This window comes from Eilatimonas milleporae (assembly GCF_003688555.1).
Classification (GTDB): domain Bacteria; phylum Pseudomonadota; class Alphaproteobacteria; order Sphingomonadales; family Kordiimonadaceae; genus Eilatimonas; species Eilatimonas milleporae.
Genome location: NZ_REFR01000012.1, coordinates 363,674 through 381,681, shown reverse-complemented (window position 1 = coordinate 381,681; position 18,008 = coordinate 363,674). Strand labels below are relative to the sequence as shown.

Below are 18,008 nucleotides of genomic sequence, written 5' to 3'. Positions count from 1 at the left end.
TTAAAGTGGCTGCGGAGTGATGGACCCGGACACTCGTTCCATCAATCATCCGTACATCACCACCGTAAGCATCTGTGATTGCGTCCATAATCTGGTCCCAGATGCCCGCTTTCGTCCAGCGGCGGAAGCGATTATAGCAGGTCGTTGGTGGCCCATAGCGCCCAGGTAAATCCGCCCAAGGCGCGCCAGAACGCAGAACCCAAAAGATACCGTTCAAAACGCGCCTATCATCAACGCGCGGTACGCCCCGTGATTTCTGTGGCAGGACCGGCCCAATCACCGACCATTCAAAGTCTGTTAGATCATATCGATGGACCAAAACTCACTCCCTAAGCATCTCAAGGGACCGAAGCACCAAACTGCCTATGAGGGAAGCCCGTTTATGAGTTTACGGCCTAATATAACTGCCGATAGCACGCGTTTAAGATTTTCGGATTTACTTACCTGCTCGCCTGAAACGTCAGCGCTTTGAAGTTAGCCTGTTCTTCCAACGAGGAGACAGACGATGAAGGGAAGTGTTGACCTGCTCCCCTAATTGTCCGCTTTTATAAGTTAGCTCTGTTGAAAGCTTTGAGTCTAAACTACTTCTGAAATTTACAGGCGGGCTGTCGCTTTTTATAGATCGACGATGTAAGAATAATCGCGTTTTATGCATCAATGCGGTTGTATCTTATGTGCCATAAGCATCCTGAGATCCGCAGCTTTCCTTCTGGGATAGTTGCATCTTATGTGTCAAGACATCCCAGCCATCATAGGCTCAGGACCCATAAATTAGGACTCACGGCGGGGCGTTGCACGGGGTGACGACCGCCGGATGATCTCCGGGATCGTGCATGTGTTGCAGAACGGCGGCCGCTGACCAGACGCGCCGCGCCATCTGTATGGCCCGCGCAAGACGCTCTACAACCGCTTTGTGCGTTGGGTGGCGAAGGGTTGCGGGCGGAGGTTTTCCACGCGCTGGCGGCCGAGGGCGGCCCGCCGGCGGTGCTTTTGGCGGTATGCGCCCATCGCTGTGCTGCCGACGGTAAAAGGGGGGGGGCGTGCCCAAACCATCAGCCGCAGTCGCGGCGGGCGCACCACCAAGATCCATGCGCTGAGTGATGCGGACTGTCGGCCGGTCACCTTCCTGCTGACGCCGGGCAATATGGCTGACTGCACAGCCGCAGAGGCCTTGATCGAGCAGATGACCGCCACCGGGCTGCTCCACGCCGACAAGAGCTACGACAGCGATCGATTGCGCCGCCAAATCGAAACCTGCGGGGTCGCACCAAACATCCCGCCCAAGCGCAACCGCCGTTGGAAGTCCAGCTTCTCGCCTTTCCTCTACCGCGACCGCAATGCCATCGAACGCATGTTTAGCCGGCTCATGAACTTCCGACGCATCGCAACCCGATACGAAAAGCTCGCACAGAACTTCCTCACCGCTCTCCAACTCACCGCAACCGTCTGCTATTGGTTATAAGGCCGGAGCCTAGTATATTGAAATCTATAGGGCGTTACGCTCTAGGATTGGCCGAGCCAGCCGGCGAAGGGGCAGGTTTCTGAACCCTTTGTTTTTTAACAGAGAACACATTTCCTCGTCTCCGCCTTGAGTTGGGATAGGGTTGGGTCCTCTTAAGGCAAAGGTACTGGTCCTTAGAGAATTTCTCTCGGCGTATCCGTTTGCAAGGATATGATCGTTTTTACCATGTCTTTAATACAGACCCGCACATGGGGATTGTTGATCCTTTCCACATCATATGGACCTTCTAAGGGGTTTATCTGATCACTTGATTTTTCGATAACAGGAGGGAAAAAATCAGTGATATTACGCCCAAGAACAGTTGCGATCAGGTATAATCGGCCGCCTGATAGCCGGTTTGCCCCAGTTTCGTATTTTTGTATTTGTTGGTAGCTTAGACCTACGGACTCGGCGAGCACAGTTTGTGACAGGCCCAATAATTTTCGGAAGCGCCTGATCCTCCTGCCAATGTATTTATCGGTTTCGTCAGCTTTGCGCGCATCATAATTCCCCTTGCGGGATTGAGCTTGGAGAATACCTTCCATCGGCCTTCCCTCCCTTGGAAATGACAGATAAGGCTGAGAAACCTCTTGGATGTTTCTCAATCACCTGTCTGCCTTGAATATATTGTGCCGGATGCCGGAAAGCTGCCCTAGGTAAGCAGACTGCGCCTTTAGCTCGGCCGAACCGGGAGCTTGTACAGAGCCTAAAGGTCATGGAATCTCTCCACAACACAGTCATCCGGACACCACCAATTCCATAGGTGAGGCGCGGGTTGTTCCTAGCATGCGGGTTTCCGGTCCCGCCTGACAGTGCGCTGTCAGAGCCGGCATACTCACAAAAACTTGTATGAAGTCAATCTTAAATTAGTGGAGAATAAGCCGGTACACTTTCAGCCAGAAGAGAACATTCTCCCCATGTCCGCGTACCGCGGCTTTTCCCAGGCGCACGATGACCTCATAGATGGCCCGGTGTCCGTAAATCGTTTTCAGCACTCTCACCGCTTCATCATGCGATATATGATCTTGCAGTCTCGGTATCTTGCGAATGGTGCCATCAGTTCCATTGGAAAAAGCGGATTTCATATAGAATTTCCTAGTTGAACCAGCTGCTTCCGGAAAGAATGGCTAGGACCATTGCGGGCTTTTAGCGCGGCAGAGCAGCAAGCCGCCCTCCGTTAGCTTGGACATGGCAACACTGCCATAGGACAATGTCCGCCAAGGCTCTCCCTTGGCGCCGCCATCCGGTCACACCGTTGCAACCTGGTTCCTAGTCGGAGGCTTTCCGGTCCTCCCCTGGCCGGATATGGACAGCCAGGACCCCCATCCTTGTTGTCTATGGATAAAAGGTCAAGGCTCACGCAAAACTTTTAGATGCGTTAATTCGCGGTGAACGCGCTATCGCGATACAACGATGTACAGCACGGAAAGGCGCGGATTGAACCATGGCGAAATCAGCCGATGACGTTTTCTATATCCATATGACGGCCGCTGAGCGCGCTGAAGGTGAACGCTTAGACACTCTGCTGAAAACCAAAACCCCGACCCTATCTTTCTCTCAACCCCCGGATTCCCATTGTTCAACCAGTCTGCTATAATACGACCAGGAATGGAGAAACCCTATGGATGAGCGAAACATTGATAGGCAAGAGCGTATCGCGGAAGCCCTGCACTATGGCGGCAGCGTCAGTTATGGAGCCGCCCGGTTCATCTATGCCGGAGCATCCCTGCTCCTGTTAATCGGCGCAATCTATTATTTCACCAATCCAATGCAGAATACCGAGGGTTTATCGGCATTGGTATTTTCTGGGATGCTGTCATTTTTATCGCTGAGTTTCGCGGCAGGTAGCTGGTTTGCCAATCAGATGTATCAGCGCCTCAAAGACTAGGTTGCCTCCATCATTCATGAAGCGATCAAGAGCGCTCGATAGGAAGCTTCTGGCTGTCGCCGCCTGGCTTGATCTTGTCGGTCTTTTCATCACTAGGATTTTCGCCGTTAACATTCTGTTCATCGTCATATTCCAAGCCCTTGGTCCACTCCCGTATACGCCCAGCTTCATCTCGGAGATCGTTTAGCCCCTCAAGGAAAGCCTGACTGCGATCAAATGATGTACCCTCCGGCGCTTCTGAGCCAATGGTTCTGCCCCAAAGCTGCTGTGTTTGATCATTCCAAAAGTCATACCGATTGACCAGTTGACTTGAATCAATATCCGCAAATGAGCGACTGGTGCTTCCACCAGCTTCAAGATTGCCAAACAGCTTCAGAAAGGGAATTGCCCCCGTCCCGACACTCGCACGGGCATAAGCCTCTTTGGTGCCTGTATCGCTGTCCGACGACAGGTAAGAGATATCCTTGCCGGCAATTGCGTTGAGATAGCCTGAGGTCTGCTGTGCCAAACTGTCGGAAAAACTCGCCGTGGTCCCCTCGGCCTCGGCCTTCTCCAACAGGCGGGCAAACTTGCTGACCCCGTCAAAATGCCCCGCTTCCGCCAGTTCCGCGAAGCGGAACAGGGTCTGACCGCCGTCCGTTCCCTGCCTGGCATCGACACGCTGTCCCTCCAGAAAGTGGACGGTATCGTCCTGCGTACCGCTGCGACCGCTGCGGACGTCCATACGGCCGATCTCGAAGGACTCCGGATCAAAATAGACGGACATGGCCCCACCGGTCTGCGCCGCCATCCACTGGTCATTGGTCATATGGCTGCCGAAGGCTTGCATGCTGCGGTCGTTGATGGCGACCTCGATGCCGCCATTGCTCATCTGGTAGAGATCGCTTTCCTCCAGGCCATAAGCCTTGGCAAAAGCGGATTCCCGCATGCGCCGCTCCCCATGGTCCTGTGCGTCAAGGCTGGCAATCTTCTGCGCCAGGGTTTCCGGGGATTGGGCTTGCCGCTGTGCCGTCGTTTCGAGCCCGCGCACGGCGCCGACAGTCCTGGTCACATCCACGGCACCCGCCCGTGTATAGGTATCTGCATTGCGTTCCGGGGCCTGTTCAAACTGTCTGACAGCGCCTGTCTGGCGAAGGCCGCCCATGAAGCTTTCCGCCCTGGCGGACTGTTCCGGGGTCATCCCGGCCCGCATGGCCGCATCGGAAACCCCCTCGGCAGCCCCGATCCGCTGTGCCTCGGTGACGCGCACGGTCTGGAAGGCCCGGTTCATATCGCCGTCATAGGATGACACCCTGCCCGCTTCACTGGCAGGCCCATAACTGGTCATCAAGCTCTTGGCCTGGTCCTGCGATATGCCGGCAAATTCAGCCAAACGGCGGGTCTGCTGCTCGAACGCCTGCGCATCCAGTATTTCCCGCTCGGCACCGGTTGCTCCGGTTTCCGCGGTGGTATTGGAAATCCCCGTCACCGAAGGCCCGGCCTGCCGGTTGACCCCTTCGACCCGGCCCGCCGCCTGCCCGCCGGTGGCCACCCCGGCCATGCCGTAGAGCGCATGTCCGGTAAAACCCTGGGACGCGCCTCTCTGCACGAAGCCTTCATGGCGCCCCAGTTCCTGCACGAGGGTCCCGGATCTGGACGCCGCCATCCCCTGAAAACTGCCCGGTCCCACCGCCGCCATGCCCGTGAAGGACCCGGCGGCCTGGGCTCTCGACGCTGTCCCTTCTGACAGCCGTTCCGGATTGAGGCGCGCTTCGGCCGACCGGTTGCCGATGTCCTCGCCACGGTGCCCAAAGGGCACGGTCAGTTGGCCAAAACTGTAGCCGGAGAAGCGGAACATAAGGATGACAATGGTACTGGCCAAACTGATGGAGATCAGCCTGCTCGTGCCAAAAACATTCAGGGCTTTCACCGACGCCGGCGGCGTCAACATGATGGCGTCGAACGCCAGATTGTTCCGGTGTACATCCTCAAAGGCATCATACGCGATCCCCATGAGCACGGATTGCAAGCCTATATCGATGACGCCCCAAAGCGTCACGAACACGAAAAACCCTACACTCAGGCTGAGCACCCGGAACCTGAGGGGCGTGACCAGGAACAGCATGATGAGCGGAAGCGTGCTCATGGCCGCCGCCAGGAAACCGGCACGGATGGACTGGCCGTATTGCGAGGCAAAGGTCAAAAGTCCGGCCGCCTGCGTGATCATGCTCCGGTTGGTTTCCGCCGCGATGGACCGGGAAGGGTCAATATCCGCAGCGGCCTCCTGCATAGCGAGTGCCAGCGCCACGGACCGAAGATAGGTCACCCGGTCACCGGTCTGGCCAAAGACGGTCGGCACGATCTCATCCATCAGATTAAAGCAGCGACCTCGCTGGGCAAAATCAGCCATGTCGAAGCCGACGCTGGAACACAGAGACCGGGTGAACTGGAGGTAATTGCCCGGCGCCATCAGAGCTGTATTGATATCGGTATACGCATCCGTGCAGGTCCTCATGGTGCCGGCCGGATTGGCCTGCGTGCGCCAGGGGATTTCCACGGCCTCAGATTGGGCACTGGCAAAAGTGACCAGCAAATCGGTCGAGTTCCTGTTCAACTCATCGAGATTGAACCCGGTGCCGGGAAGGACGGACGCCACCTGACCGCACCCGATGTAATAGGTCTTGATGTTTTCCCAGAAATATTCGCTGAGAAGGATGGGCCCCGCCTGGAAGGTGTTGTTGATCAGTTTGAACAACAGTCCGTCCGCGTTGTTTTCATATGGGACCGGGCTGGAGGCATTGGCGATTTCAGCGCCGATCACCTCGATGAGATTGGTCAGACCGGCAACCAGAATGATACCGTCCGGCACACCGGCCACGGGCTGATAGGCATTCAGTGTACGGTCATACACATGGATGGTGCCGCGCGGCACGATGAAGGCGATAAAGAGCCCTGCCCCGACCATAAACATCAACAGCCAGTTCCGGATGGTGCCGTCTTCCCGGTTTTGCCGGACCATGCTGGACACGGCCCCGGCGGCAAGTCCAAGCACTGCGGCCACGAAGACGATACCGCCATAATCAGTATTGGAGAAAAAGAAGGCGATATACTGAAAAGCGGAAACGACCTGGTTGAAACCGTTGTACGTGATGTAATCCATTTCAATGGCATGGGCCGGCCAGGACAGGCCGGCAAGAACAGCGCTCAGGACGCACACATGGCGGTAAGGCGTCATCGCTCCGTCTGACCTTTGACATAGTCCTCCCACGCGAGTTGGTTCTCCGCCTCGAACAGGGCCGCTTGAGCGGCAAAGGCATGCTGTTCGGCCACCGTTATTCTGTAGGCCCTGCCCGTGACCCGGCGGGCATCCACCAGTTCACCGCGCAAGCGCTGAAGCTTGGCGCGGGCCGGTTCATAGATGGCGAGATTACAGGCACCGCGCGCCGCCACACCGGGATCAACGCCGGGCGTAATCGCATCGGTCAGGGCCTTGTTGATCAGAAAATCCACATTGGTCAAAAGATCGTCGAAGATCCGGTAGGAGAGCGATGCGGCTATCGGCCATTGATAGGCATTGATGGCCTGCGCCTCCGCCCCGCGCACGATACCGTTCTTCATGATCTGCCAGACGGGTTGCGCCGACTGATTGATGAAACGGATCTCTTCAGGGGTAAAACGACGCCGCGCACGTATGGCGGTGCCGATCTCCGTCATATTGTCACGCACCATATTCACCACGGAGATGTTGGTGGCCGGAACACAGGGGCCGCCATCGGCAGGCCGGGCCATAACCTCACCCGTCAGAAAATCATAAGAGGAAAACCGGTCATTGCCGGGACACCGGTCAATGGAGCGGATCACCGGCGCATTGGCATTGGACGGCCAACTGATCAGCACATCCCCGATATATCCCCGCACCAGCGAGGCCATGGACCCCATACCCACCCGCTCCGCCGCATTGGCGATAACGGACCCGTCTGCAAAGAGTTCCCTGATGGCGGTGGGACAGGCGGAGACTTCATCGTGCAGGTCCTCGGGCGGGGCGTTGTTGTTGTCCCGAATGGCCTGCTGTGTGCCATGATAGTGCTTCTGCCACCCCTCTTCCAGGGAGCGGCTGCCCGTCGCCTCCTCCAGGACGTTCGCGAAAAAGTCCGGATTATCGCCCGCAATCAGCTTTGCGACCTGATTGGACATGCGGCAATCATTGACCTGAATGGCATTGAGAAAACTGGACGCCCCTTCCAGTTTGGACATGACGTCTTCACAGGTTTCACAGTGGGCCTTCAGAGCCATGCTGAAAGCCAAAGCGGGCGCTGCCTGAAGGATGTTTTCAAATTTTTCCACGAGATATTCCGGGTCCAGAAAACTCAGCCCTCCGGCAAACAGGTCGATCCCGCCGCATCCCGCCCGCAACCGGGTCGGGGTGACACTGAAGAGAGTGTCCGTGGTCATCCTGAAGCGACCGTTGAACTGACCACCGGACAGATAGCCCCGACGCTGAGCCTCAAACGACGACGGCCCTTGGGCCGTCTGTGAATCGAACCACCGCTCCGTCCAATCCTGCGCATAAGCCGGTGACAGACAAATTGTCAGCGTCAGAACAGCAGACAGGCAAACACCTCTCAACAGGGATCGTGTCAGGCACATGCTTCAGTCTCCATGATGGGCGATGCCGGCGACGGTGCCGGCAGGATCAAAAAATCCGCCATCGTCGCTTTCATCCGTCAGGAATTGCTTGAGGCCGATTTCGCCTTTGAGGACCCTTATGGCGCGGTAGGCGTTATCGGCCACCACGGGCAGGCTTTCCGCGCCAACAGCGACGGGGAAATAGTCCTCGCTGTCGCGCCGGATCAGAATGGTCATAGGGGTGCCCTGCACATTCATGCGGGCGGCCCGGTCGGGATATGCCTCAATATCCAGCCGTCGGATCGTCCACCCGGTGCGGTCCCTGAAGGACTGGAGAACACCCCACTGAACGTCGCAGTAGGCACAGCTTTTTTTGCTGAACATCACCAGCGCGAACTCTCCCCGCTCGGCGATCAGGCGGCGGGACCGGTCCTGCTTGCGGGCCTTGCTGTCAGCGGTACGGCCCGCATTCGTGATGGGGTAGCTGGACCGGGCATTGAGTTGGGGATGCTGAAGCAGCGCCACACCCGACAAGGCGGTAAAGGCACGGGACCGGCGGCGCACAAAATCCAGCAACTGGTAATACTGCGCGACCTCGCCCACATCTTCACTGACAATGGCGTATGAAAGCTGGGCCGCCATCAGATCGCCCACGGCAGCAGGCCGCATCTTTCGCAGCCGCTCCATCGGCGGGATTACGGGCTCATGGGCCAGATCGTCCTCAGGCTCCGGCAAGGTTTTCCCGGCTGGATCGTCATACCAGTTCCAGCCCCGTTTCACGGACACCTCACCGTCCGCCAGAAGGCCGCACGACACGCAAACGACGGTGGCGCCCAGGACGATCAGGTGGATATGCACACGCCAGAAAAACAGACCGGTCATAGTATGGCCTCCAGAACCGTGGCCCGGTCCAGCGGCACGAGACCGAAATACCGGCTGTCATAGCCGTCGGGATGGGGCGAACCCGCAAAGAAAACCCCATCCGGGACAGGCCCGCCGGACCAGTCGAACACCTCCAGCGGCAGGCCGCTTTGCGTCTCGCTTTTGGCCACCGAGATCAGACGGCCATTGCAGACAAAAATCAGACCGATCCGGCGCAACTCATCGCCCGGCATGCACAGGGCCAACTTTGTGAGGTTATGGACGTTTTTCGGCATCAGGGGATCAATGCGCTTAACAAGAACCACATGCCCACGGCGCACATCTTGGTCAGGACGCTTGACGAATAAGATACCTGGCACGGAATCCATCGCCGTCCAGACATATTGGCTTGCAAAACTGCCTGTAATGGAACCCATTGCAGAGAGCGCCAATAGGAATACCAACACCCAGGACCACGCACGCAGCACAGGTAACCATATCTGATACAGTACAAATCTCATGGCTCTGCGACCTCCTCCTCAAAAGCGCGCAATAGAAGGGAAGCACGTCGGTCACCCTGTTTTTCCAAGGCTTCCAAATGCCCGGTAAAATGCGCATCGCCATAGGTAATGAAACGCGAGACCGAAGCCGCCTTTTCGTCATCAGGGCGCTGGCAATAAGACCGGAATGGGTCTCGGTCCACGATCATGACAGCCGGGACGTGCGTTACTTGGTTTTCTCTAAAAATCAGCGGGTCCAGGAGCACCCCCACATCGTAAACCGCACAGTCCGGCCGCTTGCAGTCCGGGTCTTCCAGAATGATGCTCTGGGTCAGCTCCAAAAGCGGACCGAGTTTTGACAAACCACCGGGAACACCCCGGAAGACGATGACACCATTGACCTTGGCCAACTGGCGGGCGTACCGTCTTAGAACAACTCGGGGGATCGATTGCGAGGCGAAGAGGATTGCCTGAAACGACTTCTGCGGACTATCCGTAGTTACCGTCTCGCTCTTCGCCCCGCTCTCGATTACACCGAGCGCTTTGCGGGCCCGGTCCGACATCTGGGGGGTGATATCGGCCATGCCCTTGCGGCGGACCCATTCCGCCGCTTCCCTGGCTCTGCGTGCAATCTCGTCATCCGGTTCTATAATCTTGAAGTCCGGCCCCTTCCCGGCAGCGTTCGGGTCCGTGTCCTGGCCATAAGCCACGCCGCCGAACACAAGGCAGAGCCCAAAACTGAGAGCCAGCCGGGTCATCCCTCCGTCTCCCGTCCAATCGAGATGTAGGCTTCAAGACCTTCCTCGAAAGCATCCAGCATCTGTGCTTCGGTTTGCGCGGCGAGTTCGTCGTAATACTCGCTCAAGTCCATGTCCGCGAAGTTCAGCGCCTGAAACTCCGCCGGTGTGAAGCCCCGGCATATGGGATCTTTCGGCTCACCCCAGCCTTCATTGAACGCACGGAGCTGTGCGCGGCCCTGTTGATGAATGATCCTCCCCAGCTTGCTGTTGAAACAGCAATACGACCGGGCTTTTTGAACACATCCAATGAACGGTATCCGCGCCACGCAATAGGTGTTGATAAAATGACACATGCCGGAGCCGTCGAGCGCGGCCGTCTCCATGTCCTGCGCATCGCATCCAAAACCCAGCAGTTCGGTAAAGAGCAGATAGACCCCTGCCCCAATCGCCGCCGGGCCTGCCACCGCGGCCATGGCCGCCGTTCCGGCACTGGCGGCACCACTGGCCGTGGCACCGCCCAACAGCGCACTGGTGGCGGCTTCGGCTCCGGCAAAGAGCGCCGAGACCACGGTCGCGCCCGTGGCCATTCCCACACCGCCGGACGAATCCCGTAAGATTTCGCCGCGGTTTTTGCAGCAATTCCGGAAAAGTGTGAGCAAACCGGGACGCTGGCAGTCCATGCCACGGCCTGTAAAGACTTGTATGTCATTCAGACATTCGCCCGATGCGTCGCGCGCACCATCATCCACATAATAATGCCGCTCACGCTGGATATCTTCGATCGGCGTCCGGCCGGTATCCACGCAAAGCGTATCGGAACACCGGCTGACGCCATCCGCACCCATATGACACTGATCCACACCGGCAATGGGACAGGCATCCGGTAAGGGCTCATCCCGGCACTCTCCGGGGATCGTCTCCTGCACACATTCGCCGGGGACGGTACGGGTGGTGCATGCCCCCGGCACCGTCACGTCACGGCATGGGCCCGGGACGATCACAGTGCGGCATTGACCCGGAACCGTCTCCCAACGGCACTGGCCCGGAACCGTCTCCCAACGGCACCGGCCCGGCACGGTCACGGTGCGGCAGGCCCCCGGCACCGTCACGGTACGACACTGACCGGGAACGGTCACAGTACGGCAGACGTCGGGTTGCGGTACGTTCCGGCACTGTCTGGGAATACGGGTGCGGGTGCATATTTCTTCCACCAGACGCACACAGGCATAGCCCCGCGATCCCTGATCAAATTCACCACCATCCACATTATGGCAAAAGGCGTGAGGCTGGCAGCGTCTGCCGTCGAGGGGGCAGCGCCAGGACTCCTCGTCATGGCAGATATAATCCCAATGGGCAGGGGTGCATTCCTCGCGCGGCGGCTGGGGCGTGCATTCCCGCCGTGTTGTTGGAGGATCGCACTCCTGGCGGGTGGTCGGAGGATCACACTCACGGCGGGTCGTATCTGGGTCGCACACCCGGCGCCGGGTATCAGGATCGCACACCCGACGGCGGGTGTCCGGGTCGCACTCACGTCTGGTGGTGTCGGGATCACACTGGCGCGTGACCACATCCGGTTCGCATTCCTCAATGGTTTCATCCGGGGCGCATGTGGTGATCTGCTCATCGGGATCACAGACTTGCCGCACCCGATTGGTGATGCACGCCTGCGCCGTAAGCGGACACACACCATTGTCACAGACGGCAATCTCCCCCTCGCCGTCATAATCACCGTCAAAATTATGATCGATGCCGCATACGGTCTGTCCCTGCCATTCTTGCATGCCCTGCGCCTCAACCGCGCTTGCGGCCATGCACACAAGCATCCACGCTATTGCAAGGGCTTTTTGACGCCACTGGTGCATATCAGGTCCTGACCCGCCAAGCGGAAGGTTTGCATGAGAAGGAGCGCGTCGTTGAAATCGCTGAGACACCCGCAATCCTCGACGATCTCCTCACCGGGCCCGACCGGGCACACACCGGCGGCGCACTGGTGATATTGGTATTGGATGGTCCGCGCCTCGTTCAGAAGCGTATTGACGACGCCCGTGTTTGAGACGTCCGTATCCTCTGTCTGAAAGCTGGTCTTGCAGATCTGTTCACAGTCCGGGATGCCCATATCGAACCGCGCCGAGTACGGACCCGTGAGGGACCGGAACTGATCACCACCGGCAGGCAGCCGGTCGGCATAGTCATCCACAGTGGAATTGCCCAGAATATGCGCGGGCCGCGAGAAGTCGAAGGCACGGCGGCCCGGACCGTCGGTTTCACATTCATAGGTGCGCGCCCGGTCGAACCAGGGCCGCGTGAAAGACCGTGAACACTTTGCGCCATGGAGCGTGCGGCTCCCCGCCAGAGGCGTCAGGCCCGTGCGGCCGCCATTGCGGAAGGTCGGCACACTATCCACGATCTCATCGACAAGACGACACTGGTCACTTTCAGCATGAGGGGCGCAGGTATCGTCAATGGTCTCCTCCAATGCGCATGACGGCTCGTAGCGCACGCGCGCCCGAAGCTGGCCGCTGCCTTTGTCCTTGACCGCGATCGAGAAGATCAGACGATTGGTACCGTCCTGCAGGGCGTCCTTGAAGCTGCGATTGATGCTGACGGTTTTCTGGTCATTGACCTGACAATCGGATGGACGGTTGACCCCGTCATAGCCGCCTGTGGAAAAGATCAGGATATCATTGACCCTGACGGCGATCTGATCCTCATAGACCGCATCCAACAGGGTGGCGTCCGTGATCCGGTCCACATGGTCGATGGACCAGACGATTTCCTCGTGGAAATACCCGCATCCCTCTTCCCGGACCGCCGCATCGCGCGCGCGAAGCCCGTTATTTTCCCCGTCGCCAATGGCGAACAGGAAGCAGTCCGGATCACCGGCGCAGCCCTGTTCGTCATAAGGGTGGGTGGACGTGACACGGCTGATGATATCGATACCGAGGATCTCTTCCAGGGTTACCTGCCGTTCGACCCGGCAGCTCTTGTGGGTGAGAAGGGTCTCTTCACCGGATGGGACACCGGCGATCAGGCCGTGCACACGGTCCCCGGACGCGGCGGCAAAAGCATCCGACGAGAGGGTAGAGGCATCGTCATAATAGGCGTGCTGGGGAGTGTCCGGTTCCGCCGCGCAGGCACGGGTGTCCTGGCCGGACAGACGGATCAGAAAATCCTGTTTCTGGACGGCGCTGACGGCATAGCGCGGATCTTGACGCATGAGGGCCCCGGCCATGCCGCCGGCCAGGTCGTCCAGAATGGTATCGCGGTTGGCAAAGCCCAGGCCCGACCCACAGCTATTGTTGACGCAGTAACACCCGGCCAGTGCCGCAAGCCCGCTGGGCTGCAAGGTGATGCGGCCCTGGTCATTGGCATGCCACAGATAGGGAGTACACTCGGTCCATGTGCCTGGGGCGCAGCCAATCACACCATTGGCGCAGACACCCGATACGGGCACGGGCAGCGCGGCATTGACATCGAAACTGCCGTCAAAATCGGTATCCTGCTTGAGATAGACCGGTGACAGATCACCGCCCGCGCCCAGGCCAAAGAATATCTCCAGATAGCTGGCTGACGACGGACAGGATAGTTGCTTCTGGAAGTTGGTCTGGCCATCCAGCGTGGTGAAGGACATCCCGGAGATGAGCGGCGACGTGAGATTTTGCTCGACCGCCTGTCGGGAGCCTATGCGGTTTTCAATGGCTTCATAGACGGTGCGGGCCTTGTCGGTCTGCTCCTGTCTGTCCTGGCCAAGCGCACTCCCGCCGGCCACCGCCAGCCCGGCCGCGCAGAGAAGGCTCCACCGCTTTGCCGGATTACGGCGTGACACAGCAAAACACCTTCTCGAAAATCTGCCACGCGTAATTATCCTCGTTCGGCGGATGTTTCATGCCCGACCAGATCAGGCCGGTGCGCCCGATATTGACGCATCCGGACTGCTTGACCGGCTCCATCATCTGCAATTTGTAGAGGGACTTGGTCCAGATCGGCGCCAGACGCTCCCCGCAGCCGTTGCGGGTGCTGTTGCGCAGCAAACCCAGGCGCCCCATCATGAAGATCTGCTTGGCCGCGATGGCCGCATTGGCCTCCACATGGTCGGCACTGCTGGAACGGCCGCCCATGGGATAGCTCAACCCCCACCCGCCCATGCACCAGAACAATGTATCGATCGTACCGCCTGTGTGAGACATGGCGGCGTCCGACACGCATGCCAGCAATGCCGCGGGATTGCCGAACAGAACGGCTTCCGGATTGATGATCGCGCCCAGAATCTCATTCTGATAGGTGGGCAAAACCTCGGACATCATGGCGACGTCAAAGCCGCTTTCATCAAGGCAGGGAATGTCCGTGAACAGGCCGAGGATCGCCCAGACGGGGGCAATGTAATAGTGCATCTGCGCAAAGGTGGTGCCTTGGCGGTAGGTATGGCGGGACCCGCCGTGCAGACGGCCATCCGTCTCCATCACATCGACGCCCAGCGGCATCATGCAGCCGGGGTTTTCGACCGTGTCGATCCACCTGTTCGGGGACCAGAAATTGACCCGGATCCCCGGCAAAGGCAGCCCGAAGGACGACGGGCAGAAGCAGATCGGTGAACGCGGATTGTCCGCATCCAAGGGGGATCTGTTGCCGATGGAAATGCCCGCGATTTGAAAGGGAAAGATGCAGGACCAGTGGACCCTGGTGAGCGGGTTGATGAAACCCTGGTCGCAAGGCGTGGCGCCAACCTGCCCGGTCAGGGTCGCCATAAGGCCCACCACAAGCGCGCAGAGCGTGGTACGGACCCTAGCCATCAAGGCCCTCCTCAAGAAGGATTTCCTCGACGATAAAATGCGCGTCTTCCTGCCAGACGATGCTTGGCACCGCGCGCACCTCCAGACGTGTGCGGACCCGGTCTTCCAGTTTGTAGATGTGGGTCTTGTGGTCGCGAGAGGCAGCCAGCGCATTCCCGCCGCTCAACAGGATCATGTCATAGGCTCCGGCCTCGGCCAGGGCCCACCCAAGCTGCATCTCATTGACGATGATCAGGCGCTGTTGCAGCCTTGGAAGATAGTCCAGCGGATTGAAGGTGTAGCCTTTGGGATAAAGGATGTTTCCGTTTCCATCAGGGATATCGAAGGAAAGCGTGAACAGAGGCACCACGGACCGGCGGTCATGTGCCTCCGCCACCGGCAGGACCGGAGACCGCAACGCCGACCAGCTTTCTTCCGGCCCGAAAACCCCCGGATCGAATGTGTGATCGGCGACCCGTTGTTCGATCTCGGCAAGCGCATCCGGTTCGGAAATGGGATAGACCTGCCCGATGATCATCCGCTCATCCGCCTTGCCGGCGCTCAGCAGCGCCAGACAGAGCACAGCCACGCCTATATGACGCCCGGTCATTCACCGGCCTCCGGCGTATGAGGGGCAGGTATCCGCTTGGCCAGGAGGGCCGTATCCCTTCTGTCCACAAGGGCTTCTATGGCCTCCGCCGGAGTCAGGCCCAGATCGATCAGTTTGGCGTAGCGGGCCACATCCTCCGCGGCGGTGGAAAACATATAATAGGTATGCGGATCGACCAGGAGACGGCCAATCCCGATACCGAGAGGCGATATGATCATCACCTCGGAATAGCGCGGTTTATTGTTCGTGACCGACTTCAGAAGGTCGAGGGCAAAACCCTCAAGATCGACGATCTTCTTCTGCGCGGCCTTGCCGTAGGTGTCGGCCTGTAACAGGAATTTGGTGGCGGCATTGTCAAGAATGACCTGGCCCACCGACCCGAAATCCTCCAAATCCAGAAGCGACTGGACCACCACGCCAAAGGCGCCTCCATATTTACGGGCACGGCGATAGCCGGCCTCGATCACGGATTGGAAGTTGCGGGCCCGTCCCCCGGCCAGATTGTCCTTGAGGAACTCGGCCGCCTCGTCAAACAGGATCAGTGTCGGGCAGGACCGGTCCCCCAAATACAAATCCTGGGTCACGGCGTTCATGAGTTGCAGGACAACCACGCTGAAAAGCTGGGGAAACTGCCTCAGCCGGTCCAGCTCAAGCACGACAAAATCATCTTCATGAATGTCAAAGGTGGATTTGCCGTTGAAATACCGCCCGTACTCGCCTTCGCTACAGAACGGGGCCAGATTGAAAGCCAGGGTGCGCGCCTTCTCGATCAGAAAGTCATAGACGCCGGTCTGCTCGACTTCCTCCTCCGCATGGGCCGGAAAGGTGGCCAGAAATTCTCGGGCGGCGTCCACACCCTGAACACCCTTGCCGGTTTTGATGACCCACCGTGTGGCCATGCGCAGGAGATTGATGGACTCTTCGTCCAGATCGCGCCCCGACGCACTGGACGACATAAGCGCGAGCGCATGCTGGGCCGTTTGCAGGTTCAGCTTATGGTCTTCATCATCGCGGGACTTGAAATCAAAGGGATTGAAGCACAGCCCGAATTCCTCACCCACATCGAGAAAGCGCCCGCCAATGATCGAACAGAGCTTTTGGTAGGAGTAGCCGAGATCGATGATCCGGATCTTGTAACTCTGCGCATAATACTGAAACGTCAGATAGTTGAGCAGGAAGCTTTTGCCCGCGCCGGAAGTGGCGGCCACCAGATAGTTGTGATTGTTCATGATCGTATGGAAAAGGTCGAGAGTGATGACCTGTCCCTTGCGGCCCACGAACGGAATGGCGGGCTTGCCCGCACCGCGAAAATCCGCCTGTACCGGGATCAGATTGGCGAGCGTACTGATAGGCGCGATGAAATCACGCTCCAGGAGTTGCAGGTTTTTGCCGTCGTCATAGAAGCCGAACGGCAAGCACATCAGGAACAGGATTTTGTTCAGATAGGATTCGTCCTGAACGGCAAATCCGAGATCCTCCCACATGTCCTTGGCGCGGGTAACGGCTTCGCGGGCTTCGTCTTCGGAGGAGCCAAACAGCCACATGATCGGCACAAAACGCAGGAACTTCTCGCCAGCCTCAAGCTGGCTTGTCGTCCACTGAAATTCTTCGACCCTGCGCTCCAGCTCGAAGGAGAATTTGGCACCGCCCTTCTGGGCACCGGTGATCTGCGCTTTTGTGGTGATCTCTGATTTGGTCTGCCTAAAGAAAACGGTGACCACGTAGAGGAACGGCACGGTGATCTGAGCGATGTCATCCATCACGCCCATGATGCCGCCGAACAACCGGTTCACTGTCTCGGCGGATATCTGCTTGGGCAGCGCCCTGGGCGTGAAGCACCGGCCATATTGCGCCCCGATCCGCGCCGTTTTTCCGGAAAAGTCATAGACCGCGCCGCCGTCGAGGAGTTGCTTGCGCAGCGGTTTTTGCCCATCCACTGTCCCGGCCCGGTATTCGCGTATGTCGCTGAAAAGGCGCCGCAGAATGGCCGCCAAACCATTGTCGCCTTCGGCCGGCACAGACCGGACACCGAATTTTTCCAACGACTGTTTGATGCCGCCAATGGTGTCGGGTTCCATGGGACGGTCTGTTTTAAGACAGATAAACGCCCGGAAATTCCGCAAGGGAACACCGCGCATCTGCGTCATGCCGCGCTCATTCTCCCGCCAGAAATTCACGTAAGAGCGGACATTGTCTTGCACGATCCGCTCCTGGCGCAGCTTGATGCGCTGATAGTCCCGCAAATAGGGCTCTATATAGGGGTCCGCAAACAGGCAGAACTGCGCGTGGGCCGTCTGCGGCAGATCCAGATTGAGCAGTCTCGTAACCGCCTGGATGATGGGACCACTGCCATAAGCCACCGGGGAGATTTCCCAGAAGTAGCCGACGCTGCCGTCGGTGAGATGATAGATTTCTGCATGCTCGTCATAGAACGCATAGGGCAGAAACCTGCTCAGGGTCTCCCGCTCGACCATGTCGGTCCAATCGGATCTTTTGGCGCCGCCGTCAGCACCGAGCAGCCAGTCAAGCATGGT

15 protein-coding genes are annotated in these 18,008 nt (G+C 58.5%); 2 read left to right on the top strand and 13 right to left on the bottom strand.

The window, feature by feature from the left end:
• On the bottom strand, positions 1 to 319 hold a 319-nt coding region (locus BXY39_RS12990; protein WP_121939328.1), incomplete at its 3' end, for an IS5 family transposase.
• Positions 320 to 877: 558 nt separating this feature from the next.
• On the opposite strand from BXY39_RS12990, the gene BXY39_RS12985 reads away from it, so the two are divergent.
• Positions 878 to 1,462, top strand: a complete 585-nt coding sequence (locus BXY39_RS12985) for an IS5 family transposase (protein WP_121939302.1) — start codon at positions 878 to 880, stop codon at positions 1,460 to 1,462.
• A 173-nt stretch (positions 1,463 to 1,635) separates the two neighbouring features.
• Here BXY39_RS12985 and BXY39_RS12980 read toward each other — a convergent pair whose 3' ends face one another.
• Together BXY39_RS12980 and BXY39_RS12975 are read right to left on the bottom strand one after the other, a co-directional pair.
• Positions 1,636 to 2,046, bottom strand: a complete 411-nt coding sequence (locus BXY39_RS12980) for a helix-turn-helix domain-containing protein (RefSeq protein WP_121939301.1) — start codon at positions 2,044 to 2,046, stop codon at positions 1,636 to 1,638.
• 321 nt (positions 2,047 to 2,367) lie between these two features.
• On the bottom strand, positions 2,368 to 2,586 hold the full coding sequence (locus BXY39_RS12975; protein WP_121939300.1) for a hypothetical protein: 219 nt from the start codon (positions 2,584 to 2,586) through the stop codon (positions 2,368 to 2,370).
• A gap of 536 nt (positions 2,587 to 3,122) precedes the next feature.
• Here BXY39_RS12975 and BXY39_RS12970 point away from each other — a divergent pair.
• Positions 3,123 to 3,389 (top strand): hypothetical protein, encoded by a 267-nt coding sequence (locus BXY39_RS12970; RefSeq protein ID WP_121939299.1) that lies wholly within the window; start codon positions 3,123 to 3,125, stop codon positions 3,387 to 3,389.
• Positions 3,390 to 3,414: 25 nt separating this feature from the next.
• Here the strand turns inward: BXY39_RS12970 and BXY39_RS12965 are convergent, their stop codons facing one another.
• From BXY39_RS12965 to BXY39_RS12920, 10 genes are read right to left on the bottom strand one after another with little or no spacing between them, the layout of a single operon-like run.
• Positions 3,415 to 6,603, bottom strand: coding sequence for a conjugal transfer protein TraG N-terminal domain-containing protein (locus BXY39_RS12965; protein ID WP_121939298.1), 3,189 nt, complete (start codon positions 6,601 to 6,603; stop codon positions 3,415 to 3,417).
• Positions 6,600 to 8,015: a conjugal transfer protein TraH gene (locus BXY39_RS12960; protein ID WP_121939297.1), complete on the bottom strand. Its 1,416-nt coding sequence runs from the start codon at positions 8,013 to 8,015 to the stop codon at positions 6,600 to 6,602. Before BXY39_RS12960 ends, BXY39_RS12965 begins: the two co-directional genes overlap by 4 nt.
• Before the next feature lie 3 nt (positions 8,016 to 8,018).
• The gene (locus BXY39_RS12955) at positions 8,019 to 8,876 is read right to left on the bottom strand and encodes a conjugal transfer protein TraF (protein ID WP_121939296.1); all 858 of its coding nucleotides are present in this window, start codon (positions 8,874 to 8,876) and stop codon (positions 8,019 to 8,021) included.
• Entirely contained in the window at positions 8,873 to 9,376 is a 504-nt protein-coding gene (locus BXY39_RS20050; RefSeq protein WP_121939295.1) for a S26 family signal peptidase, read from the bottom strand. The genes BXY39_RS12955 and BXY39_RS20050 overlap by 4 nt, the downstream gene beginning before the upstream one ends.
• On the bottom strand, positions 9,373 to 10,113 hold the full coding sequence (locus BXY39_RS12945) for a TrbC family F-type conjugative pilus assembly protein (RefSeq protein WP_121939294.1): 741 nt from the start codon (positions 10,111 to 10,113) through the stop codon (positions 9,373 to 9,375). Before BXY39_RS12945 ends, BXY39_RS20050 begins: the two co-directional genes overlap by 4 nt.
• Positions 10,110 to 11,906: a conjugal transfer protein TraN gene (traN, locus tag BXY39_RS12940; RefSeq protein WP_170163830.1), complete on the bottom strand. Its 1,797-nt coding sequence runs from the start codon at positions 11,904 to 11,906 to the stop codon at positions 10,110 to 10,112. Before traN ends, BXY39_RS12945 begins: the two co-directional genes overlap by 4 nt.
• A gap of 17 nt (positions 11,907 to 11,923) precedes the next feature.
• Positions 11,924 to 13,921, bottom strand: a complete 1,998-nt coding sequence (locus BXY39_RS12935; protein WP_147453577.1) for a hypothetical protein — start codon at positions 13,919 to 13,921, stop codon at positions 11,924 to 11,926.
• Positions 13,908 to 14,885, bottom strand: coding sequence for a TraU family protein (locus tag BXY39_RS12930; RefSeq protein ID WP_121939291.1), 978 nt, complete (start codon positions 14,883 to 14,885; stop codon positions 13,908 to 13,910). Before BXY39_RS12930 ends, BXY39_RS12935 begins: the two co-directional genes overlap by 14 nt.
• Entirely contained in the window at positions 14,878 to 15,474 is a 597-nt protein-coding gene (locus BXY39_RS12925; RefSeq protein ID WP_121939290.1) for a conjugal transfer protein TraW, read from the bottom strand. The genes BXY39_RS12930 and BXY39_RS12925 overlap by 8 nt, the downstream gene beginning before the upstream one ends.
• Positions 15,471 to 18,005: a TraC family protein gene (locus BXY39_RS12920; RefSeq protein ID WP_121939289.1), complete on the bottom strand. Its 2,535-nt coding sequence runs from the start codon at positions 18,003 to 18,005 to the stop codon at positions 15,471 to 15,473. The genes BXY39_RS12925 and BXY39_RS12920 overlap by 4 nt, the downstream gene beginning before the upstream one ends.
• Between the last annotated feature and the right edge of the window lie 3 nt (positions 18,006 to 18,008).

Coding starts and splice junctions, on each gene's coding strand:
- BXY39_RS12980 (WP_121939301.1), bottom strand. CDS start 2,046: ATGGAAGGTATTCTCCAAGCTCAATCCCGCAAGGGGAATTATGATGCG.
- BXY39_RS12975 (WP_121939300.1), bottom strand. CDS start 2,586: ATGAAATCCGCTTTTTCCAATGGAACTGATGGCACCATTCGCAAGATA.
- BXY39_RS12970 (WP_121939299.1), top strand. CDS start 3,123: ATGGATGAGCGAAACATTGATAGGCAAGAGCGTATCGCGGAAGCCCTG.
- BXY39_RS12965 (WP_121939298.1), bottom strand. CDS start 6,603: ATGACGCCTTACCGCCATGTGTGCGTCCTGAGCGCTGTTCTTGCCGGC.
- BXY39_RS12960 (WP_121939297.1), bottom strand. CDS start 8,015: ATGTGCCTGACACGATCCCTGTTGAGAGGTGTTTGCCTGTCTGCTGTT.
- BXY39_RS12955 (WP_121939296.1), bottom strand. CDS start 8,876: ATGACCGGTCTGTTTTTCTGGCGTGTGCATATCCACCTGATCGTCCTG.
- BXY39_RS20050 (WP_121939295.1), bottom strand. CDS start 9,376: ATGAGATTTGTACTGTATCAGATATGGTTACCTGTGCTGCGTGCGTGG.
- BXY39_RS12945 (WP_121939294.1), bottom strand. CDS start 10,113: ATGACCCGGCTGGCTCTCAGTTTTGGGCTCTGCCTTGTGTTCGGCGGC.
- traN (WP_170163830.1), bottom strand. CDS start 11,906: ATGGCCGCAAGCGCGGTTGAGGCGCAGGGCATGCAAGAATGGCAGGGA.
- BXY39_RS12930 (WP_121939291.1), bottom strand. CDS start 14,885: ATGGCTAGGGTCCGTACCACGCTCTGCGCGCTTGTGGTGGGCCTTATG.
- BXY39_RS12925 (WP_121939290.1), bottom strand. CDS start 15,474: ATGACCGGGCGTCATATAGGCGTGGCTGTGCTCTGTCTGGCGCTGCTG.
- BXY39_RS12920 (WP_121939289.1), bottom strand. CDS start 18,005: ATGCTTGACTGGCTGCTCGGTGCTGACGGCGGCGCCAAAAGATCCGAT.